The 22,696-nt window shown below is 66.2% G+C and carries 20 protein-coding genes; 7 read left to right on the forward strand and 13 right to left on the reverse strand.

The window, feature by feature from the left end:
- Positions 1 to 278 precede the first annotated feature (278 nt).
- Positions 279 to 1,517: an aspartate kinase gene (locus Q0Q36_RS05595; RefSeq protein ID WP_293796239.1), complete on the reverse strand. Its 1,239-nt coding sequence runs from the start codon at positions 1,515 to 1,517 to the stop codon at positions 279 to 281.
- 134 nt (positions 1,518 to 1,651) lie between these two features.
- Here Q0Q36_RS05595 and ubiG point away from each other — a divergent pair, with 134 nt between their 5' ends.
- A complete protein-coding gene (gene ubiG, locus Q0Q36_RS05600; protein WP_293796241.1) occupies positions 1,652 to 2,413 on the forward strand; it encodes a bifunctional 2-polyprenyl-6-hydroxyphenol methylase/3-demethylubiquinol 3-O-methyltransferase UbiG in 762 nt (253 codons plus the stop codon).
- 3 nt (positions 2,414 to 2,416) lie between these two features.
- On the opposite strand, the gene Q0Q36_RS05605 is transcribed toward ubiG, so the two are convergent.
- Entirely contained in the window at positions 2,417 to 2,872 is a 456-nt protein-coding gene (locus tag Q0Q36_RS05605) for a MarR family winged helix-turn-helix transcriptional regulator (protein ID WP_293796243.1), read from the reverse strand.
- Positions 2,873 to 2,940: 68 nt separating this feature from the next.
- On the opposite strand from Q0Q36_RS05605, the gene Q0Q36_RS05610 reads away from it, so the two are divergent.
- Positions 2,941 to 3,873: a PLP-dependent cysteine synthase family protein gene (locus Q0Q36_RS05610; protein WP_293796244.1), complete on the forward strand. Its 933-nt coding sequence runs from the start codon at positions 2,941 to 2,943 to the stop codon at positions 3,871 to 3,873.
- Positions 3,874 to 3,876: 3 nt separating this feature from the next.
- On the opposite strand, the gene Q0Q36_RS05615 is transcribed toward Q0Q36_RS05610, so the two are convergent.
- On the reverse strand, positions 3,877 to 4,383 hold the full coding sequence (locus tag Q0Q36_RS05615; RefSeq protein WP_293796245.1) for a hypothetical protein: 507 nt from the start codon (positions 4,381 to 4,383) through the stop codon (positions 3,877 to 3,879).
- On the opposite strand from Q0Q36_RS05615, the gene ccrA reads away from it, so the two are divergent.
- Entirely contained in the window at positions 4,382 to 5,653 is a 1,272-nt protein-coding gene (gene ccrA, locus Q0Q36_RS05620) for a crotonyl-CoA carboxylase/reductase (RefSeq protein WP_293796246.1), read from the forward strand. The two genes, Q0Q36_RS05615 and ccrA, sit on opposite strands and share 2 nt — an antisense overlap.
- Positions 5,654 to 5,669: 16 nt before the next feature.
- Here ccrA and Q0Q36_RS05625 read toward each other — a convergent pair whose 3' ends face one another.
- Entirely contained in the window at positions 5,670 to 7,217 is a 1,548-nt protein-coding gene (locus Q0Q36_RS05625) for a methyl-accepting chemotaxis protein (RefSeq protein WP_293796248.1), read from the reverse strand.
- Positions 7,218 to 7,424: 207 nt separating this feature from the next.
- Between Q0Q36_RS05625 and Q0Q36_RS05630 the strand changes: the two genes are divergently transcribed.
- The 3 genes from Q0Q36_RS05630 (at position 7,425) to Q0Q36_RS05640 (ending at position 10,826) form a co-directional block, all read left to right on the forward strand.
- Positions 7,425 to 8,084: a glutathione S-transferase family protein gene (locus tag Q0Q36_RS05630; protein ID WP_293796249.1), complete on the forward strand. Its 660-nt coding sequence runs from the start codon at positions 7,425 to 7,427 to the stop codon at positions 8,082 to 8,084.
- A gap of 103 nt (positions 8,085 to 8,187) precedes the next feature.
- Positions 8,188 to 9,069 (forward strand): DMT family transporter, encoded by an 882-nt coding sequence (locus Q0Q36_RS05635; protein ID WP_293796251.1) that lies wholly within the window; start codon positions 8,188 to 8,190, stop codon positions 9,067 to 9,069.
- 80 nt (positions 9,070 to 9,149) lie between these two features.
- Positions 9,150 to 10,826 carry an acyl-CoA dehydrogenase family protein gene (locus Q0Q36_RS05640; protein ID WP_293796252.1) on the forward strand — a complete coding sequence of 559 codons (1,677 nt, stop codon included), beginning with the start codon at positions 9,150 to 9,152 and terminating at the stop codon, positions 10,824 to 10,826.
- A 7-nt stretch (positions 10,827 to 10,833) separates the two neighbouring features.
- Here Q0Q36_RS05640 and Q0Q36_RS05645 read toward each other — a convergent pair whose 3' ends face one another.
- Entirely contained in the window at positions 10,834 to 11,400 is a 567-nt protein-coding gene (locus tag Q0Q36_RS05645) for a cytochrome b (RefSeq protein WP_293796254.1), read from the reverse strand.
- Between the two features lie 230 nt (positions 11,401 to 11,630).
- Between Q0Q36_RS05645 and Q0Q36_RS05650 the strand changes: the two genes are divergently transcribed.
- Positions 11,631 to 12,368 carry an SIMPL domain-containing protein gene (locus Q0Q36_RS05650; RefSeq protein ID WP_293796255.1) on the forward strand — a complete coding sequence of 246 codons (738 nt, stop codon included), beginning with the start codon at positions 11,631 to 11,633 and terminating at the stop codon, positions 12,366 to 12,368.
- Positions 12,369 to 12,377: 9 nt separating this feature from the next.
- Here Q0Q36_RS05650 and Q0Q36_RS05655 read toward each other — a convergent pair whose 3' ends face one another.
- The 8 genes from Q0Q36_RS05655 to Q0Q36_RS05690 form a co-directional block, all read right to left on the reverse strand.
- Positions 12,378 to 13,283: a hypothetical protein gene (locus tag Q0Q36_RS05655; RefSeq protein ID WP_293796257.1), complete on the reverse strand. Its 906-nt coding sequence runs from the start codon at positions 13,281 to 13,283 to the stop codon at positions 12,378 to 12,380.
- Entirely contained in the window at positions 13,280 to 14,320 is a 1,041-nt protein-coding gene (locus tag Q0Q36_RS05660; protein WP_293796258.1) for a hypothetical protein, read from the reverse strand. The genes Q0Q36_RS05655 and Q0Q36_RS05660 overlap by 4 nt, the downstream gene beginning before the upstream one ends.
- A 39-nt stretch (positions 14,321 to 14,359) precedes the next feature.
- Positions 14,360 to 16,300 carry a bifunctional diguanylate cyclase/phosphodiesterase gene (locus Q0Q36_RS05665; RefSeq protein WP_293796260.1) on the reverse strand — a complete coding sequence of 647 codons (1,941 nt, stop codon included), beginning with the start codon at positions 16,298 to 16,300 and terminating at the stop codon, positions 14,360 to 14,362.
- A 139-nt stretch (positions 16,301 to 16,439) separates the two neighbouring features.
- Complete coding sequence (locus tag Q0Q36_RS05670) at positions 16,440 to 18,395, reverse strand: bifunctional 2',3'-cyclic-nucleotide 2'-phosphodiesterase/3'-nucleotidase (RefSeq protein WP_293796262.1); 1,956 nt, start codon at positions 18,393 to 18,395, stop codon at positions 16,440 to 16,442.
- A 150-nt stretch (positions 18,396 to 18,545) separates the two neighbouring features.
- Positions 18,546 to 19,403, reverse strand: a complete 858-nt coding sequence (locus Q0Q36_RS05675) for a MaoC family dehydratase N-terminal domain-containing protein (protein ID WP_293796264.1) — start codon at positions 19,401 to 19,403, stop codon at positions 18,546 to 18,548.
- Positions 19,404 to 19,414: 11 nt separating this feature from the next.
- Positions 19,415 to 20,545 (reverse strand): CaiB/BaiF CoA-transferase family protein, encoded by a 1,131-nt coding sequence (locus Q0Q36_RS05680; RefSeq protein WP_293796266.1) that lies wholly within the window; start codon positions 20,543 to 20,545, stop codon positions 19,415 to 19,417.
- A 208-nt stretch (positions 20,546 to 20,753) separates the two neighbouring features.
- Complete coding sequence (locus Q0Q36_RS05685) at positions 20,754 to 21,878, reverse strand: zinc-dependent alcohol dehydrogenase family protein (protein ID WP_293796268.1); 1,125 nt, start codon at positions 21,876 to 21,878, stop codon at positions 20,754 to 20,756.
- Between the two features lie 76 nt (positions 21,879 to 21,954).
- Positions 21,955 to 22,692, reverse strand: coding sequence for an ABC transporter ATP-binding protein (locus tag Q0Q36_RS05690; protein WP_293796270.1), 738 nt, complete (start codon positions 22,690 to 22,692; stop codon positions 21,955 to 21,957).
- Positions 22,693 to 22,696: the final 4 nt, after the last annotated feature.

Genomic DNA, 22,696 nt, shown 5'->3' on the forward strand with positions numbered 1-22,696 from the left:
CCGCTGCCGTTTTCCGATAAAGGCGCGAACAGCGCGGGGAACCCTCTCCCGGAGGGAGAGGGCAGGGTGAGGGGTCGGCCGCTCACCGTGTTTGCTGTGAGGTGGTCGCTGCGCGGTGAGGCTCGTACCAACTGGTCAAACGGCCTACACCTCACCCCTGCCACTCTCCTTACAGGAGAGGGGTTCCCCGCGCTGCCGGCGCTTCTCTGGGGGAGGTTGTGACCCGGGAGCGCACCGCTATACGGAATCTCAGGACGACGCCGAGGCTTATCGTCGCCTCAGGCCGCATCCAGCCCGTAGAGCGAGTGCAGGGTGCGCACCGCGAGCTCGGTATAGGCCGAGTCGATCAGCACCGAGAACTTGATCTCGGAGGTCGTGATCGCCCGGATGTTGATCCCCTTCTCGGCCAGCGCCCGGAAGGCGCGCGCCGCCACGCCTGCATGCGAGCGCATGCCGACGCCGATCGCGGAGATCTTCACCACGTCGGTCGCACCCTGGATCTCCTGGTAGGAGATCACGTCGTGCTTGCTCTCGAGCAGCGTCCTGGCGCGCTCGTAATCGGCCGTCGGCACGGTGAAGGTGATGTCGGTGGTCGCCTGGTCGTCCGAGACGACCTGGATGATCATGTCGACATTGATATTGGCATCGGCGAGCGGGCCGAAGATCGCCGCGGCGACGCCGGGCTTGTCGGCCACGCGGCGGAGGGTGATCTGGGCTTCGTCCCGGGAGAAGGCGATGCCGGTGACGATCTGCTGTTCCACGATGTCGTCCTCGTCGCAGATGAGGGTGCCAGGATTGGGGTTTTCGGGGTCGTCGAAGGAGGAGCGCACATAGGTCGGCACGCGCTGCGTCATGGCGATCTCGACCGAGCGCACCTGCAGCACCTTGGAGCCGAGCGAGGCCATTTCGAGCATTTCCTCGAACGAGACCTTGTCCATGCGCCTCGCCTTCGGGACGATGCGCGGGTCGGTGGTGTAGACGCCGTCGACATCGGTGTAGATGTCGCAGCGATCGGCCTTGAGCCCGGCGGCGAGCGCTACCGCGCTGGTGTCGGAGCCGCCGCGGCCGAGCGTGACGATGCGGTGCGTGCGCGGGTTGACGCCCTGGAAGCCGGAGCAGACTGCGATTTCGCGATTGCGGTCGAAGCCCGCGAGGATGCCGGCACCGTCGACGCTCTCGATCCGGGCCGAGCCATGCGCGTCGGAACCGTAGAGCGGGATCTGCCAGCCCTGCCAGGAACGCGCCGGCAGGCCCATCTCCTGGAGGACGATCGCCATCAGCCCGGAGGTGACCTGCTCGCCCGAGGCGACGACGGTGTCGTACTCGGCATGGTCGAAGAAGGGCGCCGCTTCCTTGCACCAGGCGACGAGCTCGTTGGTCTTGCCCGACATCGCGGAGACGACGACCGCGACCTGATGGCCGGCGTCGAACTCGCGTTTGACGTGGCGCGCCGCGTTCTTGATCCGCTCGACAGTGGCGACAGAGGTGCCGCCGAATTTCATCACCAGACGGGCCATGACGGTCTTTTCGATAGCTGTCCCGGCTGGGGGCCGGGTCGAAACGTCGCCCTCGCACTTGCAGCGGGGCGGGTGTAGATGACGGGCGAGAGGCGCGGTGTCAATGCGGCATCGCATAAGCGAAGGACCGGTTCATGGCGGCTGCGACCCAGCGCACAGGCTCGACGATCGACCCGGCCGAGGTCGCCCGCTTTGATGCGATCGCCCGCGACTGGTGGGACCCGAAGGGCCCGATGGCTGTCTTGCACAAGTTCAATCCGGTGCGGCTCGCCTTCGTGCGCGACGAGGCCTGCGCCCATTTCGGGCGCGATCCCAAGCGGATGCGCGCTCTGGACGGCCTGAGTCTTGTCGATATCGGCTGCGGCGGCGGCGTGCTCTCCGAGCCGCTCGCGCGGCTCGGCGCTGAGGTTGCCGGGCTCGATCCCGCCCTGACCAATATCGCGGTTGCGCGCGCTCATGCCGAAAAGAGCGGGCTTTCGATCGACTATCGCGAGGAGACGATCGAGGCGGTCGTTGAATCCGGCAAGCGCTTCGACATCGTGCTCGCCATGGAAGTCGTCGAGCATGTCGCCGATGTCGATGCTTTTGTCGCTGCCTGCTGTGCGGCGGTAAAGCCGGATGGCCTACTGGTGATGGCGACGCTCAACCGCACGCTGAAATCCTATGCACTGGCGATTGTCGGGGCCGAATATGTCCTGCGCTGGCTGCCGAAAGGCACGCATGATTGGGAGAAGTTCGTGACGCCGGCCGAGCTCGGCGGCACCATCGAAGGCAACGGCTTCAAGCTGGGAACGCAGACCGGCGTGGTCTTCAACCCGCTCACTGGCCGCTGGAGTGCATCGCGCGACATGGACGTGAACTACATGCTTGCCGCCAGCCGCAGCGGCGCGGCCTGAAGCTCAATCTTCCTGTTGGGTGAGCGTTTCGCTTGCCGTGGCGATCCGCTGCAACAGGTCGGCCGGGAACAGCTCGGCTATCCGGGCCTGGGTCGCGCGCCACGCCGGCAATGCGGCTTGAAGGCGCCTGAGCCCGCTTTCCGTCGGCCAGACCGCCCGGCGCCTTAGATCCTTCTCCACCGACACGATCTCGATCAGCCCGTCGCGCTCCAGGCCTCTCAGATTGCGAGACAGTGTGGAAGGATCGAGCCCGGCGCGGGCCGCCAGCGCCGCCATGCGGTCGTCCGCGCTCGTCGCGATCAACGCCATCAATCCGAGCTGTGCGAGGCTGAGCCCGCTTTCCCTGAGCGCCTCGTCATGAAGCAGCGTCACGCGGCGCGCGGCCTGGCGCAGGCTCAAGCCAGCACAGCCGGCAGCCAGCTCCTGCAACTCCTTCCGAAATCCGTTCGTCTCCGTCATGGCGACTCGGAGTTTACATGTAGATACATTGGTTGCATATACACTGAGTTGCCTTCCTGGGACCTGTCATGCCCATCGACATCCTGAGCCGCATCGGCGGTACCACGCTTCTGCCGCTGCGCCGGATCATCCCGGCGAACGGCGCGCGCATTCTGCTCAAGATCGAGAGCGAAAATCCGACCGGCAGCATGAAGGATCGGATGGCATTGGCGATGATCGAGGCGGCCGAGCGTGATGGGCGGCTGAAGCCGGGCGGCAGCGTCGTCGAATATACCGGCGGCAGCACTGGCGTTTCGCTCGCCCAGGTCTGCGCGGTGAAGGGCTACCGCCTGCATATCGTCACCTCCGATGCCTTCGCTCGCGAAAAACTCACCCATATGCGCTTGCTCGGTGCCGAGCTGACGATCATCCCGAGTGAATCGGGCCGCATGACCGAGAAGCTGACCAAGGACATGATCGAGGCCGCCCGCGTCATCGCGGCCGAGACGGGCGCGTTCTGGACCGACCAGATGCGCAACACCGACCAGCTTGCGGCCTATGACCGGCTCGCGGACGAGCTCTGGGAGCAGACCGGCGGCCGCATCGACGCCTTCGTCCAGAGCGTCGGTACGGCCGCGTCGTTCCGCGGAACCGGGGAGGCGCTGCTAAGGCATGATCCGAAGATTGTCTTGATGGCGGTCGAACCGGCCGAGTCCGCCGTGCTGTCGGGTGGCCCGACCGGCGCGCACAAGATCGACGGTGTCGGCGCCGGCTATGTCGTGCCGCTCTGGCGGCCCGATCTCGTCGATGCGATCGAGCCCGTCTCGACGGCGGAGGCGACGGCGATGGCCATGCGGCTCGCGCGGGAGGAGGGGCTGTTCGCGGGAACCTCGACCGGCGGCAACGTCACCGCCGCCTTGCGCCTCGCGAAGCGGCTCGGTCCTGGTGCGACCATCATCACGGTGATGTGCGATACCGGGATGAAATACTTGAACAGCTTCGGCGCGAAGCTCGACGGCTGACGCTCAAGGCCGGATCACGGCCAGGGTGATCAGTAACAACAGTCCCGAGCCCGTCGCGATGGCGGCGCGCACGGCTTCGGCCGGAAAGCGCGTCGGAATGCCGTAGCGGTGCCATAGCCAGGCGCCTGTGAAGGCGCCGACGAGCAGGATGCCGGTGTTGATCATCACGCCGAAGCCGCCGTCGCCGAGCAACAGGTCCGCGAGCCAGCCGAACATCATGGCGCCGAGCACGATCATCGTGATGACGAGCACGACTGAAAGCATAGGCATGTCGGGCAGCCCGACCATCTTCAGCAGACCGGGCATCGCTTCTCCTCGGTGCGCCGCGTGGGATGCCAGCATCGTCGCAAACGATGAAGAAAGCGCAAGCGCCGGAAAGAAAGGGTTTTGCGCTGCAATGTGATTCCTTAGAGTAATGGCGCAGCGCAGCATATGGTGCATGATCGGCATCCCATACCGCCGATACGCTCCGGGCTGGGCAACGACGGAAGAGAGCAGGGAGACGACCATGTCGAAGTCGCAGGCCGCCGTGAAGCCGCTCAAGGATCTCTACGAGCTCGACGAATTGCCGCCGCTCGGCCATGTCCCCGAGAAGATGTATGCCTGGGCGATCCGCCGCGAGCGCCATGGCGCGCCGCAGGATTCGTTCCAGGTCGAGGTCGTGCCGACCTGGTCGATCGGCGAGGAGGAGGTCCTGCTCCTCGTGATGGCCGGCGGCGTCAACTACAACGGCATCTGGGCCGGCCTCGGCCAGCCGATCTCGCCCTTCGACGTCCACAAGGCACCCTTCCATGTCGCCGGCTCCGATGCTTCGGGCATCGTCTGGGCCGTCGGCTCCAAGGTGAAGCGCTGGAAGGTCGGCGACGAGGTCATCGTCCACTGCAACCAGGATGACGGCGATGACGAGGAGTGCAATGGCGGCGATCCGATGTTCTCGTCGACCCAGCGCATCTGGGGCTACGAGACGCCGGACGGCTCTTTCGCGCAGTTCTGCCGCGTCCAGTCGCGTCAGCTCATGCACAAGCCGAAGCACCTCGCCTGGGAGGAGGCCGCCTGCTACACGCTGACGCTGGCCACCGCCTACCGCATGCTCTTCGGCCATGCCCCGCACACCATCAAGCCCGGCGACAACGTTCTCGTCTGGGGCGCTTCCGGCGGCCTCGGCGTGTTCGGCGTCCAGCTCTGCGCGGCGTCGGGCGCTAATGCCATCGGCGTGATCTCGGACGAGACCAAGCGCGACTATGTCCTCGGCCTTGGCGCGAAGGGCGTGATCAACCGCAAGGATTTCAACTGCTGGGGCCAGATGCCCAAGGTCAATTCGCCCGAATACAACGAGTGGACCAAGGAGGCCCGCAAGTTCGGCAAGGCGATCTGGGACATCACCGGCAAGAAGGATGTCGACATCGTCTTCGAGCATCCGGGCGAGGCTACTTTCCCGGTCTCCTGCCTCGTCGCCAAGCGCGGCGGCATGGTTGTGTTCTGCGCGGGAACCTCGGGCTTCAACATCACCTTCGACGCCCGCTATGTCTGGATGCGGCAGAAGCGCGTCCAGGGCTCGCATTTCGCCCATCTTAAGCAGGCGAGCGCGGCCAACCAGTTCGTCATCGACCGCCGCATCGACCCCTGCATGTCCGAGGTCTTCCCCTGGGACAAGATTCCGCTCGCCCATCACAAGATGTGGAAGAACGAGCATGCGCCGGGCAATATGTCGGTGCTGGTCTATGCCCCGCGCACGGGCCTGCGGACTTACGAAGACGTCGCTGAGGCGCTTGCGGGTTGAAAGCGGCTCGAGCCGCTCAGGCGGCTCGCCCCCCGGCATTTGCCGCTTCCATGCGGTGCAGGAAGTCGTCGACCGAGGTGGCGAGCGAGCCCGCGACCTCGGCCATCACCTCGGCGGCCTGCCGGGCCTTCCCGATCTCGGCCTTGGTATCGCCCACCGCGTTGTAGGCCTCTTCGACGCGCTCGGTCGCCTGGCGGCTGTGATCGGCGGCGGAGGCGATGTTGCTCGACATCGCCGCAGTCGATGCCCTCTGCTCCTCCACTGCGGAGACGATGGCGTGCGTGACGTCGTGGACGTCGAGCACGGCCCGGCGGATCGCCTCGATCGAGCGTGTCACGTTGGTCGCTGAGGCGCCGATCGCGCCGATCTTGGTGATGATCTCGTTGCTCGCCTCGGCCGTCTGTGCCGCCAGGCCCTTCACCTCGGCGGCGACGACGGAGAAGCCGCGTCCGGCCTCGCCGGCACGCGCCGCCTCGATCGTCGCGTTCAGGGCGAGGAGATTGGTGCGCCCGGCGATGGCCTGGATCATCTCGACGATACCGGTGATGCCCTGCATGACGCCTGAGAGCTGGGCGATGTCGCTCGTCGCCGTCGCGCTGATCGAGACGGTGTCGCTGATCACGGCTCCGGCGCGGTAGGTTCGCTCACCGATCAACGCGATCGCGTCGTTGAGCTGGCCGGTGCTCGCGGCGATGGCGTCGATCTCGCCGGTGGCGCTCGCCGCGGCGCTGCGCGCCGCGCCGGCCTGGTTCGCTGTCGTCTCTGCCGCGCCTGAAAGCGAATTCGCGCTGGCGGCGATGCCGCGGGTTTCCCGCCGGACGACATCCTGGAAGCCGGCCATCGACTGCCGGAAGGCGGCTACGACCTCCATAAGCTCGCGGTGCCGCCGGCTCGCTTCATCGCGCTCCGCCAGCGCGCTGTGCTGGAGCTGGACCCGCTCCCGGCTGCTTTCGATCGCGGCATTGCGGCCCCGGACCGCCTCGGTCAGCGTCGCGCCATAGGCGCCGACATGCCGGTTCATGAATACCAGATAGAGGGCGAGCAGCACCGCAACGGTGGCCGCGGTGTCGGGCGAGTGCTGGGCGAAGGCCAGGACCGAGGTCGCGCTGAGCGTGATGCCGTAGATTAGCGCCGCGCGCGGCACCACCACGAAGCGGGTCATCCCGCTGGCGATCATGCCTGCGATGACGAAGCCGATCGCGATGTTCTCGCGGGGCTCCGGGGTCGCGCCGGCAATCCAGGGCAGAGACCCCCAGATCAATCCGAGCAGCGGCGCGCGCAGATGCACGATCCGCATCGGCCAGGGCGAACGTTCATAGATGCGGCCGCGCCAGGCAGCGATATCGAGCCCCATCGACAGCGAATAGGCGGCGGTAGCCGCAACCCAGACGGCCAGCAGCAGCGCCCGATCCGGGCGCCACAGCATGGCCGCCACGGCGACCACGGCCGCGAAATTCAGGATCGCCGAGGCCAGCGCGTTCCGCGCGAAGGTGACGAAGCCTTCGTGCTCGCTGTTCAGGAGCTCTGTGTCTCGGGCGGGGAGGGAGGAAGAATTGCTGGGCATCGTCAAAGCGTTCGATCGCGCGCGACATTGCGCCAGCGGCGTTGAGGATTGGTTGACGATGCGGAAGGCGCCGCGTCGCATTTCGTTAACGATTGCGACATGGCGCGCTGGTCGGCCCGCGGAAGGTGACAGGGCCCAGATAACCGATTGCAAAGTGCAATCGGTTGTCCTATGCAGGGTAAGCTCAAGCCGATGCAGGAGGAGCCCGTGTCGCTCACGCTCTACGCCCATCCATTCTCGTCGTATTGTCAGAAAGTGCTGGTGGCGCTCTACGAGAACGCGACGCCCTTCGCCTATCGCCAGCTTGGCCCGGAAGATCCCGAAGCCGGCGCCGAATGGGTCAGGCTCTGGCCGATGAAGAAGATGCCGGTGCTCGTCGATGGCGAGACGCCGGTCTTCGAATCGAGCGTCATCATCGAGCATCTTGACCTGTTTCATCCTGGGCCGGCCCGGCTGGTGCCGGCCGACGCGAAACAGGCGCTGGATGTGCGCCTCATGGACCGCGTCTTTGACAACTACGTGATGACGCCGATGCAGGCGATCGTCTTCGACCATCTGCGTCCAGCCGACGATCGCGATCCCTTCAGCGTGGCCCGCGCCCATGAGAAGCTCGACGATGCCTATCGCTGGCTCGACGGAACCCTCGCCGGACGGCATTGGGCCTGCGGCGATGCGTTCACTCTGGCCGATTGCGCGGCGGCGCCGTCGCTGTTCTATGCCGACTGGGTCCATAAGATCGACGCGGCCTTCGGCAACCTGCGCGCTTACCGGTCTCGTTTGCTGGCGCGGCCCTCCTTCGCGCGCGCCGTCGAGGAAGCGAGGCCGTTCCGTAAGCTGTTCCCGCCGGGTGCGCCCGATCGCGATTGAGATGCGCGCATCCCCGGTGAGAGCATGGGCAGGGCGCGTTGGCGCTCTGTCTGGCTCTGCCGATCAGCGTTAGAGACGGTGAAACCCGGCCTTTCAGGTTCCGATGTCCTCGCCTCTCATCCTGCGCGCGATCCCGCTGATCTTCACCTTCCTCTGGTCCTCGGGCTGGGTGGTTGCGGGCTATTCGGCTCGCTATGCCGATGCGCTGACCTTCCTGGTCGTGCGCTTCGCCAGCGCGGCGCTCATCGTCTCGCTGCTGGCGTTGGCGACGGGCGCACCCTGGCCGCGCGGCTGGCGCGCCTTGCGCAACGCGGCCATCTCCGGCGTCCTGCTGCACGGCATCTACCTCGGCGGTGTCTGGTGGGCGGTTCGTCATGGCCTGCCCGCCGGCATTTCCGGGCTGATCGCCGGCCTGCAACCGGTGCTGACGGCGCTTTTCGCGCCCGCGCTGCTGGGGGAACGCATTTCCCCGATCCGCTGGCTCGGCATCCTCTGCGGCTTTATCGGCATCGCGCTGGTGCTGGAGCCGCAGCTCGCAGGCGTTCAGCCGGCCGCGCTTTGGGGTGTTCTCGGGCCGATCCTGATCAACGTGGTCGGCATGTTCTCGGTGACCTTCGGCTCGTTTTTCCAGAAGACGCATCTCTCCACCGGCGATCTGCGTACGGTGACGGCGGTCCAATACGTCGCAGCCTGCCTCGTCGTGCTGCCTTTCGCCTACGCCTTCGAGCCGATGCGGATCGAGTGGAACCTGACCATGTGGCTGGTGCTCACCTGGTCGGCCGTCGTGCTCTCGCTGGGCGGCATCGGGCTGTATTTCTACATGCTCCGGCGCGGCGAGGTCTCGCGCATCGTCACTTTCCTCTATCTCGTCCCGGCGCTCGTCGCGGTCGAGGCCTGGCTGCTCTTCGGGGAGACGCTGACCCCGCTTCAGATCGGCGGCATGGCCGTCACGATCCTCGGGGTCGTCCTCGCCAGCCGCAAATAGGCTTCTCCCCAAAAAGGAGGGTTTCGGTTTCGCTTGATCTCCCCTTATGCTGCGTCGCAACAAAGGGAGGGTCGAAGACCATGAACGCCAATACGGCCGCTAAGGCTGCGAATCGCGCGAATGCGATCGAGTTGATCGGGGCGGCGCTGCCGGGCTTCGAGACCCTGTTCCAGGAGGCTGTTGCCGCAGTGCGGCAGAGGGTGCTGGTCGACGGCCGCATTTCTTCCGCGCGGCTGGAGGCCGAGCAGCACGCGGCCCATGGCCTGTCCTGGCTCGCGACCTATGTCACGGCCCTGCGCGAGCTCAAGGCCTATGGCGAGCGCCTGGAGGCGGAAGGCCGCTACGGCGCCGTAGAGGATTACGCGCTGCGCATCGGCGCCGGCGAATACGCCGCCCAGATTTTCGGCGGCATTCCGATGAGCCAGGGCGAGATCCTCCGCCTGCCGGCGCTCGGCCTCTCGCAGAAGGCTGTCGCCGCCGCTTGCTCGGACGCTGCCGAGGCCCTGATCGCCGAAGGCAACACGCCGGAGAACCGCGCCCGCTTCGTCGCGCTGTTCAGCCAGGACCAGGGCGCGGCCAGCATCGGCGATACCGGTCTCGACGAGACGCTTGAGGCAATCCGCTCGGAGATGCGCCGTTTCTGCGCCGCCGAGGTCACGCCGCATGCCCATGAATGGCACCTGGAGAACGAGTACATCCCGATGCCGGTCGTCGAGAAGATGGCCGAGCTCGGCGTCTTCGGCCTGACCATCCCCGAAGAGTTCGGCGGCATGGGCTTGTCGAAGGTCTCGATGTGCGTCGTCTCGGAAGAGCTCTCGCGCGGTTATATCGGCGTCGGCTCGCTCGGCACCCGCTCGGAGATTGCGGCCGAACTCATCCTCTGCGGCGGCACGGACGCGCAGAAGGAGCATTGGCTGCCGAAGATCGCCTCGGGCGAGGTTCTGCCCACCGCCGTCTTTACCGAGCCCAATACCGGTTCCGATCTCGCCTCGCTGCGGACCAAGGCGGTGAAGGAAGGCGATGTCTGGAAGGTCTACGGCAACAAGACCTGGATCACCCATCCCGTCCGCGCCGACATCATGACGCTGCTCGTCCGCACCGACCCGTCCGAGCCCGGCTACAAGGGCCTCTCGATGCTGATTGCCGAGAAGCCGCGCGGCAGCGATACCGATCCGTTCCCGGTCGAGGGCCTGACCGGCGGCGAGATCGAGGTGCTCGGCTATCGCGGCATGAAGGAATACGAACTCGCTTTCGACGGTTTCGAAGTGAAGGCCGAGAACCTGCTCGGGGGCGTGCCCGGCCAGGGCTTCAAGCAGCTCATGCAGACCTTCGAGGCGGCCCGCATCCAGACCGCGGCTCGTGCCATCGGCGTGGCACAGTCGGCCTTCGACCTCGGCCTGCGCTATGCACAGGAGCGCATCCAGTTCGGCAAGCCGCTGATCGCCTTCCCGCGCGTCGCCGACAAGCTCGCGATGATGGCGGCCGAGATTCTGATCGCACGCCAGCTCACCTATTTCGCCGCCCGCGAGAAAGATGCCGACCGGCGCTGCGACCTGGAGGCCGGCATGGCCAAGCTGCTCGGCGCCCGCGTCGCCTGGGCGGCGGCCGACAACGCCCTGCAGATCCATGGCGGCAACGGCTTCGCGCTGGAATATCCGGTGAGCCGCGTGCTCTGCGATGCCCGCATCCTCAACATCTTCGAGGGCGCTGCCGAGATCCAGGCGCAGGTCATCGCGCGCCGGCTGGTCGAGGAGTAGTCCGGCCTCAGAGAGGTTCACCGGGCGAAACCGGCAACATGCGCCGTAAGACGCCATCCTTACGGATGAAATGGTGCCAGCATGCAGCGATGGCGTGCAGGCCCGCGAGCGCGATCAGTGCATAGGCGGCCCATTCGTGCCAAGTGCGGATCGGCCGCGTGATGGCGCGCGGCTCCGCCGCCTGGAGTGGCGGCAATGAGAACAAACCGAAATCCAGGCCTTGCCCGCGCCTGACCGCATAGACCAGTCCGAGGACGGGCACGATCAGCATGACGAGATAGAGCGCTGCATGGCCCGCCCGCGCCGCGAGAGCCAGTATCGCCGGACCCTCCTCTGGAGGCGGCGCGTGATGTGTCAGGCGCCACACGAAGCGAACCAGCAGGAGGAGCAGGATCGCGGTGCCGATGATCTTGTGGGTTTCGACCAGCGCATGATCCCAGCTTTTGGGGAAAAGATCGATGGTGAGGCCGAGAACGAAGGCGATCACGATCAGCCAGGCCATACTCCAATGCAGAGATCGGGCGATGGCGTCATAAGCGGCGGGTATCATTGGGCGGGCGGAAGATGCGGTCATAGGGGTATCTCAAGATTAGATTTATTCTAATCTATGGCGCGCGGGCGCCGTGCGAAAGTTAAATCTCGGTCATGATCGGCCGTGCGGGAAATTGCCGGTTGCGAGGAGGAATTAGCCACGAGCCAGCAAGGCAGCTTGACGCTATCGCCCCTGCATCGTGATAATTTCGACATCATCGGGCGCTTTGGCATCGTAACGGCCGTTTGGCCGCAGAATTTGCAGGAGTCACGATGCCCAACCACTTCGTCCCCGCTTTGGCCGGAACCGCCCTGATCGCCGCCGCGATGTTGCCGGTTGCCCCCGCCACGGCTCAGGAGGATGCCGTCCGGCGTCCGACACCCCGCATCAGCGTGATCGGGGAGGGCGAAGTGAATGTCGCGCCGGATATGGCGATCCTGAATCTCACCGTGTTGCGCGAGGCGGATACCGCGCGCGCGGCGCTCTCCGCCAATAACGAGGCGATGAAGCAGGTCCTGGCTGCCCTGAAGGAAGCGGGCGTCGCCGAGCGCGATCTCCAGACTTCCGGCCTCAATATCCAGCCGCGCTATGCCCAGCCGGGCAAGGACCGCGCTGGCGAGCCGAAGATCGCTGGCTACAGCGTCAGCAACGCGCTGACCGTCCGGGTCCGTAATCTCCCGGATGCCGGCAGCATCCTCGACAAGGTCGTCGGGCTCGGCGTCAACCAGGGCGGCGGCATCGCCTTCGTCAAGGACGACATGAAGCCGACGCTCACCGAAGCGCGCAAGCGTGCCGTCGCCGACGCGGTGGCCCGCGCCAGGACCCTGGCCGAGGCGGCGGAGGTCAAGCTCGGCAAGATCCTGTCGATCGAGGAGCAGTCGAGCATGCCGCGCCCGATGCCTTATGGCGGCGCCCTGCGCATGGCGGCCAAGGACGCTTCCGTGCCTCTTGAGAGCGGTGAGAACACCTACCGGACGCAGGTCAACGTGATCTTCGAGATTGCGCCCTGAGGCCCGGACTCAAGTGCGCCTGGCCTGTTCCGGGCGCAGTTTCCTGCCAGCTGCCGTTGGCAGACTGGTGATGACGACGCCGCAGAGAACCCAGAGCCCCGGCAGCCAAAGCTCTGCCGGCGGCAGTTCCGCCAGCAGCAGATAAGCCGCGAGCGTGATCAGCGGCACGCGCAAGGTGTCGGCGCTGCAGAGCTGCAGCGGGCTGGCATGGCGCGAGGCATTGGCAAGCACCGCCTGCGAGACGAAGCCGCCGACGATGAGCGCCAGCACCGCGCCGCCGATCACGGCGAGTTCGGGGATGTCGAAAGCCAGCCGATAGGGTTGTGGCGGCGGCGACCATTGTTCCGGCACGAAGACCCAGAGCAGCAGATAGAGCGGCAACTGGATCGCGTGCATCAGCAAGACGATGGAGAGCGTGCTGCGCTGTGCTGCCAGCCGCGCCAGCATGAGATTCGTGGTGGTCAGCGCCGCGACCGCGCCGATCGCAATGGCGAGATCGCGATTGGGGACCGCGTTCAACCTGAATACCAGGAGCCCGATGCCGGTCGCGAGCACGGCAAGTCCGGCGGCAGGACCGGTGCCGGGCCGCCGACGCAGGACCAGGAAGAGCAGCATGGCCGCGAAGAGCGGGCCGGTGAATTCAATGGTGGTGACGAGCGCCAGCGGCAGATGTGCCAGGCTCCAGATCAGTGCAAGCGAGCCGGCGAGGTGCAAGACGCTGCGGGCGGCATCTTCGCGCAGGTTCGGCGGCAGGATGTTGCGGCGCTCCTCGGCTCCGCCCGCCCAGACGACGGAGCCCGCGATGGCGAGGCTGCCGACCGAGCGCAGCAGGCCGATTTCGATGACGGTGAGATAACCGGAGAGCAGGCGGATGGAGAGGGCGATAGCAAGATAGCAGGCGAGATAGGCGCTCATCCACCCGAGGAAGACCGGAAAGTCTCGGCCTGCCCCGTCCAGGGTATCCCCAGCAGCATGCGTTCCAGAATGGCCATTCGCATCGGCACGGAAAGCTGGACCTGGCGGAAATAGCCTGCGTTCGGGAGGCTGTCGCATGAGGTATCGAGCTCCGAGAAGCGCGGAAGAGGGTTGAGGATCAGCGTGTCCGAACGGGCATCCAGGACCTTGCGGGCAGTCAGGGTGAAGGGCTCGCTCTCTTTTTCCTTGTCGACGGCTTCGTTGCCGAGGGAGGCGTGGGCGAATTTGCTCATGTCCTGCATCTGGATGCTGAGCACGTCATGGTCGAGCGTGTGACGGATGTCGTGGACGAGGCCGACCTGCGTGCCGAGATCGGCGAGCACGGTCATCGCCTCCCGCATCGCCGGGTTGATCGGAGTGTCGGGCAGGCAGCACAGCGTGAAGCGCTTCGGCGGCGAGAGGCGCAGCATCTTCACGAAGGAGATCGCGAAACGCGCCCGCGAGTCGCTCGACAGGGCGATGCTGAGGGTCTCGATCGGGCCGCGCATCTGCCGGATCGCGAAGATGTCGACCAGAGCTTGCGTCGGATGCTCGTCGGCGCCGTTGCCGGCATTGATGACCGGCAGGTAGCTCAGGCGCCCGACACGGTAGGGCATGTCCTCCAGATGCGAGCGCACGATCAGCAGGTCGCTGTAGAGCTCGACCGTGTGGATATGGTCCTCGATCGATTCGCCGGTCGCGGTGCCCATCCGGCTGCGGTCGGTGTCATAGGCGTCGATCGACTGATGGCCGAGCCGCGCCGCCGCTGTCTGGAAGCCTAGGCGCGTGCGCGTGCTGCGCTGGTCGAAGAGGGTGGCGATGACCTTCGGCCGGCGGCGCGGGGCCGAGGGCTGCTCGGGGAGGGGCAGGCCGGCCTTTTCCAGCTCTTCCTCGTGTAGATGCCGCTCGGCCCTCGCGATGATGTCGTCGAGGTCGAAGCGCGACACGGCATCGGCGCTCAGCAGATCCTTCCCGCTCGGATAGTTCGGGCGCTGCATCAAGGCCTCCGGCTCGCGCGGTCGTCTGCGTCCGGGGCGTCAGGCAACCTGGCTGTAGCGTCCCGGCTTGCGCGAGCCGGAACGCGAGCGCGCCGACCCCATCCGCCCCGTCGCCACACGATTGCCGATCATGGGCAGTAAATCGTCCGCTGTCATCGGCCGGGCGAAGATATAGCCCTGAATGCCGTGGACGGCGTGCTTCTCGATGACGGTGAGCTGTTCCTGCGTCTCGACGCCCTCGATGATCAGGCGCAGCTTCAGGTCGTGGGCGAGCTGGGCGATCGCGTTCATCAGCGAATCCGCCTTGCGCGAAGTGCCGATCTCCTGAGTGAAGGCCTGGTCGATCTTGATCGTGTCGATCGGCAGATGCGCGAGATAGCTCAGCGACGAATAGCCAGTGCCGAAATCGTCGAGCGCGATCCGCACGCCGAGCTCGCGCAGCGCCACGAGGCGGGAGACGACATGGTCGGGATCGTCGATCAGCGAGCTCTCGGTGATCTCGATCGTCAGCCGCTGCGGCTCGATGCCGCTCATCCGCAGCAGCGCCTCGACGACGCCGACGATGTCGTGGCCGTGGTCGAACTGGCGGGCCGAGACGTTGACGCTGACGCCGACGCTGCGCGGCCAGGACAAGGCGGTGCGGATCGCCTCGCCGAGCACCCAGGAGCCGAGCACGGTGATGAGCCCGGTGCGCTCGGCCAGCGGGATGAAGATGTCGGGGCTGACCATGCCGCGCCGGGGATGGCGCCAGCGCAGCAGCGCTTCGGCCATGGTCGCGGTGCCGGAACGGGGATTGTAGATCGGCTGGAAATGCAGCTCGAACTCGCCGCGGCGGATGGCGTCGCGCAGCTCCGTCTCGAGGGCCACGCCGTCTTCATGCTCGTCGCGGATGGCATCGGTGTACATGACGAAGCGGTTCCTCCCGTCGAGCTTGGCCCGGTACAGGGCGATGTCGACGCATTTCAGGGCCTCGTCGATCGAGGCGGCGCAGCCAGCGGGTGCGATGCCCATGCTGGCCGTGGCGGTGATGTGGCGCCCGCCGATGACGCGCTGGCTGGCGAGCATCATGACGAGGCGGGCGGCGAGCGCACTCGCCCCCTCTGCATCGCGCGGGGTCGCGACCATGAACTCGTCCCCGCCGGTGCGGGCGGCGATGTCGCCGACGCCGAGTTCGGCGATCAGCGTCTCGCTGAAGCCCTGCAGCAGCGCATCGCCGATATCATGGCCCAGGCTGTCGTTGATGCTCTTGAAGCGGTCGATATCGATGGAGATCAGCGTGACCGGGAGCCCGGAGGCGGCCATATGCCGGATTTCGCGCATGAAGCCGCGGCGGTTGTACAGGCTCGTGATCGTGTCGTTGACCGCCAGATGCTCCAGCTCGCGCATCGTGCGCAGGCGGGCGAGGAAAATCTCATGGATCACCTGGGCGCTGGAGAAGGTCAGGACCGTGGTGAGCAGGACCGAAAGCCCGATGACCAGGTAGGCCGGGTCCCGCGTCCAGAGCAGAGCGAGCGTGAAGGGCGTTGCTGCTGCCAACACCTGCACGCGGGTGATCACGGGCCGCGAGCTGTTGCGCCCGGAAATGCCGGCGAGATAGCCGATCGTCTGAGCGATCGCCAAAGCTGCGACGGGCTCATAGGGGTAGCGCAGGATGGCGTAGCAGCCGAAACCCGAGATCAGGGCGGCGGTGGACCAGGCGCCGGCCATGGCGAGGTTTTCCAGCGTGCCGATCTGGCTTTCGCTGGCGGAGCCGAGATGGATGCCCTTGTAGTGCCGGTGCGACAGGTAACGGAACAGGCCGATCGCGACCATGGCCCCAGCCATGACGTGGAACGTCAGGTCGCCTGTCAGCAGGGCGCTTGCCGCCATCACGGCCGCGACCGTGACGGTGCCGATGAAGATCGTTCCGGGCGTGGCATAAAGCGCCGCCACAAGCTCCGATTTCATCGCGCTGTCGTTCTCATGAACGTCGACGATCATCAGCGTCCCGTTAGTATCTATGTCGATGTCTGTTTGTCGCCCGGCGTAGCAGCTATCCTCGCTAAAAATCTATTAAAGAACTGTGTGTCGCTTCGGAGGTTTCGCCGACAAATTATGACTAGCCGCGGCTGCAGTGCAGTCAGCTCCGCAGCCGGTACTTGGCGAAACCTTCAGGGCCGTCTCCGGCCGGCTCCGCCTTAAGGTCGGCGGGGAGTTTCCCGGCTGCCGCGGGCGAGGTCAGGAAGGTCGCGTTGACACCGGCGGGCAACGGCATGAGCGACCAGTTGCCGTCGGCTTTGGGGTCGATCGTCTTCTTGCCGAGGATATGGCGCACGATGACGTCGCGGTTGAGATCGGGCGCTTCGAGGACCACCGTGGTCTTCGTGCCCGGGAAATTGCCGCCACCTCCGGCACGGTAATTATTTGTAACGACGAGGAATTCCGCCTTTTCGTCGATGGGCTCGCCGGCGAAGGCGAGGTCGCGGATGCGGTGCGCGTCCGGTGCGACGACCTTGCCGTCAGCATCGTAGCGCGAGGCTTGCGTGACATCGATCCGGTAGGTGACGCCGTCGATCACGTCGAAATTGAAGGCGGGGAAGGCGGGGTTGATCAGCGGCTGCTCGTCGCTCTTCGCCGGGTCGATGCGGTTGAAGATGCCGGCGGAGCGCTCCAGCCATTCCCTTACGTCCGCGCCGCTGATTTTTACGATCTGCACCGTATTCGGATAGAGATAGATATCGGCGATGTTCTTCAGCGCCAGCGGGCCGGCCGGAATGTCGGTGTAGAAGGAGGGGCCGGCGCGCCCGCCCGACTTGAACGGCGCCGCCGCCGAGAGGATCGGCAGGTTCTTCCAGCGCGTCTGCGCCATCAAGGGCTTGGCATAGGCGATCTGCGCCTCCGCGACGATCTGGATCGAGGGATCGTCGGCCACCAGCGCGAAATAGGAGTTGATCGGCGCGGCCGTGCTGCCGACCGGCTCGCGCATATAAGCGAGCGTCGCTTCGTGATCGGTCTTGACCGCGGCCAGGATCGCCGGCTCGGCTGCAACCTTGGACACGATCTTGCGATCGGTTGTGCGCTCGTAGATCGGCTTCGCCTCGACCTTGAAATCGACGATCGTCCAGCGCTCGCCGCGCTTCTCCAGCTCCAGGTCGACGATGCCGAGATGCGACCCCCAGAAGCCGGGCTGGCAGGCTGGCTTGCCGTTGAGCGAGCCTTTGACGTTGTCGACGCCATCGATGCCTTCGAAGGACTTGCCCCCGGGAAACACCAGATGCTGGTGGCCGGTCAGGATGACGTCGATGCCCTCGATCTTGGAGAGATGCAGCGCCGCGTTCTCCTCCATGCCGCGCCGCGTCCCCCCGGCGATGCCGGAATGGCAGAGTGCGATGACGAGATCGGGCTGGGCGTCGATGAGGTCCGGCATATGCTTCTCGGCCGCGTCGACGATGTCGTTCGCGACGATCTTGCCGTCGAGATTGCCCTTGTCCCATTGCATGATCTGCGGCGGGACGAAGCCGATCACGCCGATCTGCAGCACATGCCGGTCGCCGGTCTCGTCCTCGAAGCTCTGCTCGAACAGCCGCCAGGCATCGACCAGCGGCCCGCCGCCTACGCGCTCGACATTGGCGCAGACCATGGGGAATTCCGCCTTGGCGAGGCCGTGGTCGAGGAACTCCAGCCCGTAATTGAACTCGTGGTTGCCGAGCGTGCCGCAGAGATAGGGCAGGGCGTTCATCGCCGCGAGCATCGGATGGGTTTCGCCGGCCTTCAGGCCTTTCTTGTAGGCGATGTAGTCACCGAGCGAGGAACCTTGCAGGAAGTCGCCATTGTCGAAGAGCAGGCTGTTCTTCACGTCGCCCTGGGCGGCCTTGATCAGGCTCGCGGTCTTGGCGAGTCCGACCGTGTCGTCGGGCCCGTCGCGGAAATAGTCGTAGGGCACGACATTGACGTGGAGATCGGTGGTCTCCAGCACGCGCAGCTTCAGCTTTGCAGAGGCTTGTGCGGCGGCCGCTCCGGGCAAGGCGGCGCAGGCGGCGATGGCGGCTCCGGCCTTGAGCGTCTCGCGACGATTGAGACGATGATCCCTTGCCATGGCCGGTTCCCGCTATGCGCTGCGGGACAGGACGTTAGCATTGCGGCGCGGCCGTGGCACAGGGAAGATGCCGGGCCCGCCGGGCATTCGAAAGATGGTGAACGGAAACCCCACGACTCTGATCGGCCAGATCCCGTCGGCGCTCGCGGCTCATTCGGCCGGCCGGTGGACACCTTCCATGCGAATCCGTCCGTCCACACCCTCCGTCCAGGCGCGAACGCTGCCATCGGCCTGCCGCTTCGCCTTCACCCGGAAGGTGTCGCCGGCGATCAATGGATTGAGGCCACGATAGTCGAGCCGGATCGGCTCACCCTCCGTCAGCGTCGCGATGATATTGGCAATCAGAGTCGCCTGGATCGGTCCATGCACGACGAGTCCGGCATAGCCTTCCGTCCCCATCGCATAGGGGAGGTCGTAGTGGATGCGATGGCCGTTGAAGGTTAGCGCCGAGTAGCGGAACAACAGCAGCGGACTGGCCTCGATCTCCCAGATGAGATCGGCCGGCTCGCCTTCGCCTGCTGGGCCAGGTGCCCCGGCTCCGGAAGCGTCTGGTTGCGCCGCCTCGCGATAGACGATGTCGTGCCGCTCGCGTAGCGCGAGGCCTCGCTCGGTCGTGTAGTCATGATGGACGGCGACGAAGCAGAGCGGGCCGCTGCGCCCTTCCTTGTAGGCGATATCGCCAATGCGAGAGCGCCTGACGACGTGATCTCCCTCGCGCAGGGGTGCCTGTGTCTCGATCCGGCCGCCCGCCCACATCCGCCGTGGCAGCGGCACCGGCGGCAGGAAGCCGCCTTTGGCGGCATGGCCGTCGAGGCCGCAGGCCCCGATATCCGAGATCGGTGGCGCTAGGCACCAGTGCAGCGCCAGCGGCACCTCGCCCGGTGAGTGAGGGGCGAGATGGCGGCCGAACGTGGCCGTGAAGCTCTGCACGAGGCGCGGCGTGACGATGTCCTGCGCATCCTCGGTCTTGCCCGTCCAGGAGGCGAGCCGGGCGGTGTCGATGCTCATGGGAGGCTTTCCTAGGTCTGACGTGCGAACTCGGCACGCAGCGCGGCGTCGTGCTGGCCAAGTGCCGGTACCGGCCGCATGACGACGCGTTTTCCGTCGACGACGGCCGATGGCGCCAGCACTTCGAGCGGGCCGTTCGGCGTTGGAACGGGCAGCGCGGTCGCAGCCGGATGGTCGATCAGGCCGCCGACGCTGGAGACCATTCCATACGCGATCGCATGCCGGTCGAGCGCGGCGGCGACATCGGCAAAGCGCCGTCGCCCGAGTCGCTTCTGCACCTCGCCATCGAGCAGGGCGCGCTCCTGCACCCGCAGCACATTGGAGGCGAAGCGCGGATCGCCGGCCAGCTCGGGACTCTCCAGCACGTCGCGGGCGAAGACCTGCCATTCCCGCTCGCTCTGGATTGAGACCAAGACCTCGCCGTCGAGGAGCGAGAACACGCCATAGGGCGCGATCGAGGGATGAGCGAGCCCGACACGCGCAGGCTCGATGCCGCCATAGCGGCGCGTCAGATAGGGCACGTTCATCAGCTCGGCCAGAGTGTCGAACAGCGAGAGCGCGATCGCCGAGCCTTCACCGGTGCGCCCACGCTTCAGCAGCGCTTCGAGGATGGCGGCATAGGCCGCCTGTCCGGTCGCGATATCGGCGATCGAGACGCCGATGCGCGAGGGGCCGGATTCGGCCGTGCCGGTGATGGCCGAGAGACCCGATTCCGCCTGGATCAGCAGGTCATAGGCCTTGCGCCGCTCGTGCGGCGTGCCCGGCGCATAGCCGGAAATGTCGCAAGTGATGAGGCGGGGATGGCGCTGCCGGAGCGTTGCGCTGCCCAGCCCGAGCCGGTCGGCGGCGCCCGGCGCAAGATTCTGGATGAAGATATCGGCCGACGCGATCATCGCCTCGACCAGCGCGAGGTCCTCAGGCTGCTTGAGGTCGACCCGGCAGGATTCCTTGCCCCGGTTGATCCAGACGAAATAGGACGACTGGCCCTTGGCGAAGCCGTCATAGCCGCGTGCGAAATCGCCTTCCGGCCGCTCCAGCTTGATGACGCGCGCTCCCGCGTCGGCGAGCTTGCAGCTCGCGACGGGCGCGGCCACCGCCTGCTCCAGCGCGATCACGACGATACCTTCCAGCGCATTCGACATCGGATTCCCCAGGCAATCGGGAGAGGAAGAGCGCCCCGCAGCGGCCAAGTCAAACGCCGGTGGCTGGTTCGTATGCGATGGGATTTCTCTACACGTTGAAGCGCGCCACTCACGAACCGGCGTCGCTTGAATCAATTTGTCACGAACGCGCGCTATATCGTTGATACGGCGATGAAAGGGTTGCTTCCCAACCCTCGCTCCGCCCGCATCACATCCTGACGATATGTCGGATGGTGCGGCCTTCGTTCAGCGCGTCGAAGCCTTCGTTGATCTCGTCGAGGCTGCCTGAGCTGGTCCAGAGCTTGTCCACGGCCAGCCGCCCGCGCTGGTAGAGCTCGATGAAGCGCGGGATGTCGCGCGAGGGCACGCAGGAGCCGACATAGGACCCCTTCAGCGTCCGCTCCTCCGCGACAAGCCTCACCGGCGAGAGCGAGAGCGTATGGGCGGGATTGGCGAGGCCAGCCGTCGTCGTCGTGCCGCCACGCCGCGTGATCTGGTAGGCGAGGTCGAGCGCCTTGACCGAGCCCGCCATCTCCAGCCCGTGATCGACGCCGCCCTTGGTCGCCTGCCTGATCGCCTCGACGACATCAGGCATATCGGCCTTGAAGGCGTCGGTCGCGCCGAGCGCCAGCGCGAGATCGAGCTTGTCCTGCGCCAGATCGACGGCGACGACGCGCGAGGCGCCGCAGGCAATGGCCCCGAGCAGGGCCGAAAGCCCGACGCCCCCGAGCCCGACCACCGCAACCGTCTCGCCGGCCTTGATCCGCGCCGTGTTCACGACCGCCCCGACGCCGGTCAGCACCGCGCAGCCGAACAGGGCCGCGATCTCATGCGGGATATCGGCCTCGATCTTGACCAGCGAACGGCGCGAGATCACCGCATGCTCGGCGAAGGCGGAGACGCCGATATGGTGATGCACCGGCTGGCCGGCGACCGAGAGCCTCCGTCCGCCGCCGAGCATCTCGCCGCGCCCATTGGCGGCATTGCCGGGCTCGCAGAGGGCAGGGCGGCCCTCGGCACAGGGCGCGCAATGTCCGCAGGACGGCACGAACACCATCACCACGCGATCGTCGGGCTTGAGATCATTGACGCCTTCGCCGGTATCGACGACCTCGCCGGCAGCCTCATGGCCGAGCACCATCGGCACCGGGCGCAGGCGGTTGCCATCGATCACCGAGAGATCGGAATGGCACAGGCCGGCGGCACGGACTCGGACCAGAACCTCGTCGCGGCCGGGCGGAGCGAGGTCGAGCTCCTCGATCCGCAGCGGCCGGCTCTGCGCGTAGGGTGCCGCAACCGGGCTCGCGTTCAGGACGGCGGCGCGAATCTTCATGGGTGGGCTCCGTCTCGGTATCCGCCGCCATCCCGACAGGAGAGGGCGGCGCTGTCAAAGGCCTGAGAGCGAGCGCTCAGGCTACCTCGTTCAGTGTGCCGCCGAGGAAGAGCTGCCCGATGCGCGGATCGGCGAGGATGTCCGTCGCCGGTCCCTGCATGCGGGTGCGGCCGAGTTCGAGCACCAGCCCTTCGTCGGAAATCTCCAGCGCCGAGCGAGCGTTCTGCTCGACCATCAGGATCGAGACACCCTTGGCGCGCAGGTCTTTCAGGATGCCGAATGTCTCCTGCACCATCAGCGGAGAAAGGCCGATCGAGGGTTCGTCGATCAACACCAACTTAGGGTCGAGCAGCAGCCCACGCACGATTTCGAGCTGCTTCTGCTCGCCGCCCGAAAGCGTCGAGGCCTGCTGATCGGCCTTGGCGCGAAGCGCCGGGAAGCGATCGAGCGCCGCTTCGAGCCGCTGCGGCATGTCGGTGATCCCCGAGCCGGCGGCAACGGTGCCTAGCTCGATATTGTGGCGCACCGACAGCTCCGGGAAGATGTTGCGCCCCTGCGGCACGTAGCAGATGCCGGCTTCGAGCAGCTTGCGCTGGGTCCAGCCGGTGATGTCGCGCCCGTCGAAGCGGATGCGGCCCTCGCGCAGCTTGAGCAGGCCGAAGATCGCCTTGAACACGGTCGATTTGCCGGCGCCGTTCGGCCCGATCACGGTGGTGATCGCGCCGCGCTTCACCGCGAAGGAGGTGCCGTTCAGGATGGTCATGGCGCCATAGCCGCCGACCACGCCGTCGAGTTCGAGGATAGGGTTGGTCATCACC

The organism is uncultured Allobosea sp. (genome assembly GCF_945957345.1).
Taxonomy (GTDB): Bacteria; Pseudomonadota; Alphaproteobacteria; order Rhizobiales; family Beijerinckiaceae; genus Allobosea.

Excerpts from the sequence above, each read along its gene's own strand:
- Q0Q36_RS05595 (WP_293796239.1), bottom strand. The coding sequence starts at position 1,517 with ATGGCCCGTCTGGTGATGAAATTCGGCGGCACCTCTGTCGCCACTGTC.
- ubiG (WP_293796241.1), top strand. The coding sequence starts at position 1,652 with ATGGCGGCTGCGACCCAGCGCACAGGCTCGACGATCGACCCGGCCGAG.
- Q0Q36_RS05605 (WP_293796243.1), bottom strand. The coding sequence starts at position 2,872 with ATGACGGAGACGAACGGATTTCGGAAGGAGTTGCAGGAGCTGGCTGCC.
- Q0Q36_RS05610 (WP_293796244.1), top strand. The coding sequence starts at position 2,941 with ATGCCCATCGACATCCTGAGCCGCATCGGCGGTACCACGCTTCTGCCG.
- ccrA (WP_293796246.1), top strand. The coding sequence starts at position 4,382 with ATGTCGAAGTCGCAGGCCGCCGTGAAGCCGCTCAAGGATCTCTACGAG.
- Q0Q36_RS05615 (WP_293796245.1), bottom strand. The coding sequence starts at position 4,383 with ATGGTCGTCTCCCTGCTCTCTTCCGTCGTTGCCCAGCCCGGAGCGTAT.
- Q0Q36_RS05625 (WP_293796248.1), bottom strand. The coding sequence starts at position 7,217 with ATGCCCAGCAATTCTTCCTCCCTCCCCGCCCGAGACACAGAGCTCCTG.
- Q0Q36_RS05635 (WP_293796251.1), top strand. The coding sequence starts at position 8,188 with ATGTCCTCGCCTCTCATCCTGCGCGCGATCCCGCTGATCTTCACCTTC.
- Q0Q36_RS05640 (WP_293796252.1), top strand. The coding sequence starts at position 9,150 with ATGAACGCCAATACGGCCGCTAAGGCTGCGAATCGCGCGAATGCGATC.
- Q0Q36_RS05645 (WP_293796254.1), bottom strand. The coding sequence starts at position 11,400 with ATGACCGCATCTTCCGCCCGCCCAATGATACCCGCCGCTTATGACGCC.
- Q0Q36_RS05650 (WP_293796255.1), top strand. The coding sequence starts at position 11,631 with ATGCCCAACCACTTCGTCCCCGCTTTGGCCGGAACCGCCCTGATCGCC.
- Q0Q36_RS05655 (WP_293796257.1), bottom strand. The coding sequence starts at position 13,283 with ATGAGCGCCTATCTCGCCTGCTATCTTGCTATCGCCCTCTCCATCCGC.
- Q0Q36_RS05660 (WP_293796258.1), bottom strand. The coding sequence starts at position 14,320 with ATGCAGCGCCCGAACTATCCGAGCGGGAAGGATCTGCTGAGCGCCGAT.
- Q0Q36_RS05665 (WP_293796260.1), bottom strand. The coding sequence starts at position 16,300 with ATGATCGTCGACGTTCATGAGAACGACAGCGCGATGAAATCGGAGCTT.
- Q0Q36_RS05670 (WP_293796262.1), bottom strand. The coding sequence starts at position 18,395 with ATGGCAAGGGATCATCGTCTCAATCGTCGCGAGACGCTCAAGGCCGGA.
- Q0Q36_RS05675 (WP_293796264.1), bottom strand. The coding sequence starts at position 19,403 with ATGAGCATCGACACCGCCCGGCTCGCCTCCTGGACGGGCAAGACCGAG.
- Q0Q36_RS05680 (WP_293796266.1), bottom strand. The coding sequence starts at position 20,545 with ATGTCGAATGCGCTGGAAGGTATCGTCGTGATCGCGCTGGAGCAGGCG.
- Q0Q36_RS05685 (WP_293796268.1), bottom strand. The coding sequence starts at position 21,878 with ATGAAGATTCGCGCCGCCGTCCTGAACGCGAGCCCGGTTGCGGCACCC.
- Q0Q36_RS05690 (WP_293796270.1), bottom strand. The coding sequence starts at position 22,692 with ATGACCAACCCTATCCTCGAACTCGACGGCGTGGTCGGCGGCTATGGC.